This is a genomic window from Streptomyces sp. NPDC003691 (assembly GCF_053981115.1).
This window is the reverse complement of sequence record NZ_JBSFNQ010000178.1, coordinates 1-5,880: the sequence shown is the minus strand read 5'-3', so window position 1 is coordinate 5,880 and position 5,880 is coordinate 1. Positions and strand designations below refer to the sequence as shown.

Genomic DNA, 5,880 nt, shown 5'->3' with positions numbered 1-5,880 from the left:
GAACGCTCCACCACCACCCGCAACCCATCCACCAACGACAACCCACCACCCACCACCACCGCAGCAATCTCACCCTGCGAATGACCCACCACCGCAGACGGCACCACACCCACCGAACGCCACACCGCAGCCAACGACACCATCACCGCAAACAACACCGGCTGCACCACATCAACCCGCCCCAACAACACACCACTCTCATCCTCCAAAACCTCCAACAACGACCACCCAGCCACCTCCCGCAACAACCGATCACACTCACCCATCCACTCCGCAAACACCCCCGACACACCCAACAACTCCACCGCCATACCCACCCACTGCGACCCCTGCCCCGGAAACACAAACACCACCGGCACACCGGAGTCCGGAGCATGCCGATCCGCTCCGGCGGATTCCAATTGAGTACGGAGTTCGTCCTTCTCGGATCCCACGACCACGGCCCGGTACGGCAGCGGGGACCGGGTTTCTACCAGCGACCGCGCCACATCCACCGGCAGCACACCGGGACGGTCCGCCAGATGGGCGGCGAGATTCCCGGAAAGCTCCTTCAGTGCCTCGGCGGAACGCGCGGACAGAATCCACGGCACCACAGGCGCAGTCATCGCGTCGGAAGCCGGCCCGGCGGCAACAGACTCCGCAGCCGTGCTCTCAGGCCCCTGCTCCAGCACCACATGCGCGTTCGTCCCGGACATCCCGAACGACGACACACCCGCCCGCCGCGGCCGGCCCCCCTCCGTCTCCCACGGCCGAGCCTCCACCGCCAGCTCCACCGCACCCGCCGACCAGTCCACCTCAGCCGTCGGCTCACCCACATGCAACGTCTTCGGCACCACCCCGTACCGCATCGCCAACACCATCTTCATCACACCCGCCACACCAGCGGCCGCCTGGGTGTGGCCGATGTTCGACTTCACGGAGCCCAGCAGTACCGGGCGCTCCCGACCACTTCCGTAGGTGGCCAGCAGCGCCTCGGCCTCGATGGGATCACCCAGCTTCGTCCCGGTCCCGTGCGCCTCCACCACATCCACCTCGGACGCCGAAAGCCCCGCCGACCGCAGCGCCTCCCGGATCACCCGCTCCTGCGAAGGACCGTTCGGCGCGGTGAGTCCATTGGACGCGCCGTCCTGGTTGACCGCGGAGCCGCGGACCACGGCCAGCACCTCATGACCGTTGCGCCGCGCGTCCGACAGCCGCTCCAGCAGCAGCATCCCCACGCCCTCGGACGCGCCCATTCCGTCCGCGGCCGCCGAGAACGCCTTGCAGCGACCGTCCTTCGCCAGCCCCCGCTGCCTGCTGAACTCCACGAAGAGGCCCGGGGTGGACATGACCATGGCACCGCCGGTGAGTGCGAGTGAGCACTCCTCGTTACGCAGCGCCTGCACCGCCAGATGCAGGGCCACCAGCGACGACGAGCACGCCGTATCCACCGTGACCGCAGGGCCTTCAAGCCCCAGGAAGTACGAGATCCGGCCGGATGCCACGCTCGCCGCGTTCCCGGTCACCAGATGGCCTTCGACGCCTTCCGGCACATCGGCCATGGCGGCGACGTAGTCCAGGCCGGAGAGCCCGGTGAACACCCCCACCCGGCCGCCGCGGAGCGAGCCCGGCGCGATTCCGGCGCGCTCGACGACCTCCCACGACGTCTCCAGGAGGAGCCGCTGCTGCGGGTCCATCGCCAGGGCCTCGCGGGGGGAGATGCCGAAGAACGCCGCGTCGAACTCGGCGACGTCGTGGAGGAAGCCGCCTTCCTTCACATAGGACCGGCCCGCCCGGTCCGGGTCGGGGTCGAACAGTTCGTCCAGGTCCCAGCCGCGGTCCGTCGGGAAGCCGGACACGGCGTCCCGGCCGGAGACCAGCATGTCCCACAGGTCCTCCGGGGAGGACACCCCGCCCGGGAACCGGCACCCCATGGCGACGATCGCGATCGGCTCGCGCGGCGCCGCGGCGAGCCTGCGGTTGTCCTGCCGGAGCCGTTCGTTCTCCTTGACCGAAGCGCGCAGGGCTTCGACGAGCTGTTCGGTAGAAGTCGCCATCGTGTCTTCTGCTCCCCGAAGTCGGTCGTTAGTTCGTGCCGTGCAGGGCGCGCTTCACCAGGTCTTCGATGCCGAGGTCGTCGACGCCGGGACCGTCGGTACCGAGACCGTCGGCACCGGGGTCGCCGATACCGGGGTCACCTGTCGTTCCGGCGGGGGGTCCGTCGTCCGGAGCCGTCTCCCGCAGACGCAGGACGGCATCGACGATGCCCGCGTCCCGCAGCCGGGCCAGGGGTATCGCGGCGAGCACGGCACGGAACTCCGCGTCGGCGGAATCCCCGGCGGGATCCCCGGCCCGGCCGCCGTCCGCGGCGGGCCCGGCACCGTCCGGTACCAGCCGGGTGCGGAGCAGCGCGGCGAGCGCCATCGGGTTGGGATGGTTGAAGACGAGCGTGGACGGCAGCCTCAGTCCGGTGGCCGCCCCGAGCCGGTTGCGCAGTTCCACGGCTGTCAGCGAGTCGAAGCCCAGCTCCTTGAAAGCCTGGTGGACTCCGATGGACCGGCCGCCGGGCCGACCGAGGACCGCCGCCGCGTGGTCCAGGACCAGATCGAGGAGGATCCGTTCCCGGCCGGATTCGTCGGCGACGCGCAGCCGCTTCGTCAGGGTGTCGGCCCCGAGTGCCGCGGCGGTGCGCCGGGCCGTCGTGGCCCGTACGAGTCCGCGGAGCAGGTGGGGCACGTCGCCGGCGGCCCGTACGGCCGCCAGGTCGAACCGGGTCGGCACCAGCAGGGACGCGCTGCTGCGGAGTGCCGCGTCGAAGAGCGCGAGTCCCTCGTCCGTACGGAGGGCGATCGCACCGCCGCGGGCCATCCGGGCCACGTCGCCCTCGTCGAGGTGGGCGGTGAGGCCGGTGCGCTGTTCCCAGAAGCCCCAGGCGAGGGAGGTGCCGGGGAGGCCCTGCTCCTGCCGTGCGGCCGCCAGGGCGTCCAGATACGTGTTCGCGGCGGCGTAGTTGGCCTGTCCGGCACCGCCGAGGACACCGGCCGCGGAGGAGAAGAGAACGAAGGCGGCAAGGTCCCCGGTCAGCTCATGGAGATTGACGGCGGCATCGGCCTTCGCCGCCAGGACCCGGTCGATCTGCCCGGCCGACAGCGACTCGACCAGACCGTCGTCCAGCACACCCGCGGCGTGAACGACGCCGTTGAGCGGATGCTCGTCGGGTATCGCGGCCAGGACCGCGGCAAGGGCCTCCCGGTCGGCGGCATCACAGGCCACCACCGTTGCTTCGGCACCCAGCTCCCGCAGGTCGTCGACCAGTACCTGTGCGCCCGGGGCCTCGGCTCCGCTGCGGCTCAGCAGCAGCAGGTGCCGTACGCCGTGCCGGGAGACCAGCCGCCGGGCCACCAGCCCGCCCAGCACACCCGTACCACCGGTGACCAGCACCGTCCCCGAACCGTCCAGAGACTGCGGGACAGTGAGAACGACCTTGCCGATATGCCCGGCACGCGACATCAGCCGCAGAGCACCTTGCGCCTCGCGAGCATCCCGCACGGTCAGCGGCAACCGCTGAAGCGCACCCTGCTCGAACAACCCGACCAGCTCCAGCAACATCTCCTGAATACGGTCCGGACCCGCCTCCGCCAGATCGAACGCCCGGTACGCCACCCCCGACGCGTGCAGCACCTCGGCCGCGTCCCGGATATCGGTCTTGCCCATCTCCACAAACCGGCCGCCAGGTCCCAGAAGCCGCAGCGACGCGTCCACGAACTCACCCGCGAGGGCGTTCAGGACCACATCGACACCGCCGCCGGACGCCTCACGGATCGCGGATTCGAACGACAGGTCGCGTGACGACGCCACCCGCCCCTCAGCAACCCCGAGCGCCGTGACCGCGGGCCACTTCGCCGCACTCGCCGTGCCATAGACCTCGGCGCCCCAGAGCCGGGCGAGCTGCACCGCCGCCATCCCCACCCCACCCGCAGCCGCATGCACCAGCACCGACTCCCCGGACCGGAGACCCGCCAGGTCCCGCAACCCGTACCACGCCGTACAGAACACCACCGGCACCGAAGCAGCCTCCACAAACGACCACCCCACAGGCACCCGCACCACCAACCGCCGGTCCACCACCACCGACGTACCGAGGCCCTCGGTGAAGAGGCCCATCACCCGGTCCCCCGGGACCAGATCCACCCCCGGGCCGGCGGCGACCACCACACCGGCGCCTTCGCCGCCGAGCCGTGCCTCCCCCGGGTACATGCCCAGGGACTGGAGTACGTCGCGGAAGTTCAGGCCGACGGCATGCACCCTCAGCCGGATCTCGCCGGGACCCGGCTCCCCGTCCTCCCGGGGCACCGGGCGGACCCCCTCCAGCGTTCCGCTGCCGTCCGGCGCCAGATACCAGGGGCCTTCGGGCAGGGCCGGTTCGCCGGTGCCCGCCCGGGCCAGCCTGGGTGCCTCGGCCGTACCCTCCCGTACCAGGATCTCGGGCTCGCCGGTGGCCACGACCGCGGCCGCCGGGAGCGAGCCGTCGGTATCAACCAGGACGAAACGGCCGGGATGTTCGGCGCGGGCCGACCGGACCAGTCCCCAGACTGCGGCCTGGGCGAGATCGCGGTCCGGGCCGTGCACCGCGCCCCGGGTCACCACGACCAGCCGGGCGTCCGGCCTGTCCCCGTCGGCCAGGAGTCCGCGGATCGCGGTGAGCGCTCCGGTCACGGCAGCACGTACCTCGGCCCCGCTCGGGCATTCGTGGATCACAAGGTCGGACGCCGTCTCGTCCGGGCCGTCGCCCGTCAGGTCCAGCGGTGTCCAGTCGACGCGGAACAGCGCGTCCGCGGCCGTGTTCGCCGCGATACCGCCCCGGGTACGCCGCATGGCGAGTGCCTCGGCCGTCACGACCGGATATCCCTCGCCGTCGACGGCGAGGAGGGTGACGGTCTCGGGGCCCGCGGCAAGGAGCCTCACCCGCAGCGCGGACGCTCCGGTGGCATGGACGCGGACTCCGGACCAGGAGAAGGGCAGCCGGACGTCTTCCGTCGGGGCCAGCAGTTCGCCGATACCCAGTCCGTGCAGGGCGGCGTCCAGCAGGGCCGGATGGACGGCGAATCCGTCGGCGGAGCTCCCGCCTGGCAGTTCGACGTCGACATAGAAGGAGTCGCCGTGCCGCCAGGCGGCCCGCAGGCCCTGGAAGGCGGGCCCGTAGCCGTACCCGGCTGTGTCGAGCCGTTCGTACATCCCCCCGACGTCGACGGGCTCGGCTCCCTCGGGCGGCCACTGCACTGCTTCGGCAGGTACGGAGCCGGCTTCGGCGAGGGTGCCGGAGGCATGGAGAGTCCAGGGGCCGGTGCCTTCACGGGCGTGGATCTCCAGGGCGCGCCGGTCGTGGGCATCGGGCGCGGCCACGGTGAGCTGGAGGTCCGTATCGCCCTGTGCGGGGATGACGAGGGGCGCGTGGAGGGTGAGTTCTTCCACTTCGCCGCAGCCGACCTCGTCGCCCGCGCGGACGGCGAGTTCGACGAAGGCCGTGCCCGGCAGCAGGACCGTGCCCGACACCGCGTGATCCGCCAGCCAGGGATGCGACCGCAGGGACAGCCGACCGGACAGCACCACACCCTCACCACCGGCCAGTGACACCGCGGCGCCCAGCAGGGGATGCCGGACGGCTTCCAGTCCGGCGGTGGTGACATCGGCCGTCGAGGTGTCGGGGGCAGCCCAGAAGTACTCGCGCTGGAAGGGGTACGTCGGCAGTCCGACGGTCTTTCCGCCCGCCGGGATCACCGCGTCCCAGTCGACGTCCACCCCGCCAGCCCACGCCTGACCCACCGACTCCACAAACCTCCGCCACCCACCATCACCACGCCGCAACGTCCCCACCACAACCCCACGACCCTCCACCACCTC

At 71.4% G+C, this 5,880-nt stretch carries 2 protein-coding genes; both read right to left on the bottom strand.

Features of this window, described 5'->3' with window-relative positions:
• Positions 1-2,036: type I polyketide synthase (locus ACWDR0_RS34295; RefSeq protein ID WP_456355748.1), on the bottom strand; the 2,036-nt coding region annotated here is incomplete at its 3' end.
• A gap of 28 nt (positions 2,037-2,064) precedes the next feature.
• The gene (locus tag ACWDR0_RS34290; protein WP_456355747.1) at positions 2,065-5,778 is read right to left on the bottom strand and encodes an SDR family NAD(P)-dependent oxidoreductase; all 3,714 of its coding nucleotides are present in this window, start codon (positions 5,776-5,778) and stop codon (positions 2,065-2,067) included.
• Positions 5,779-5,880: the final 102 nt, after the last annotated feature.